The organism is Cohnella sp. GbtcB17 (assembly GCF_019091135.1).
GTDB lineage: Bacteria > Bacillota > Bacilli > Paenibacillales > Paenibacillaceae > Cohnella.
On record NZ_JAGXJW010000395.1, the window covers coordinates 1 to 244 of the forward strand.

The following is a 244-nucleotide window of genomic DNA, read 5'->3' on the forward strand; positions in this document are numbered from 1 at the left end:
GGACCTGATAGGGCTCGAGCGCTTCCTCGATCAGGGGCAGCACCCGGGAGTCGGCCGCCTGATCGGGCTTCCACGTAAAATGGATGCCGACCGAATCCCGTCCGTAGCATGGACTCATCCACCGCTCATCCGCGGCGATCGAGCGAACCTCGCAAATATACAATAACGTCGCGATCTGCGTCCGCAGCCGCTCGATGGCGTGCAGCGCGCCGTACCCCTTCGCGCGTGGTACGAAGTACTCGCT

The 244-nt window shown here is 63.1% G+C and carries 1 pseudogene; it reads right to left on the reverse strand.

Annotation, left to right across the window (positions count from 1 at the left end):
* Positions 1–244 (reverse strand): annotated as a pseudogene (locus KVT38_RS34020) (FAD-binding protein); the annotation flags it as partial.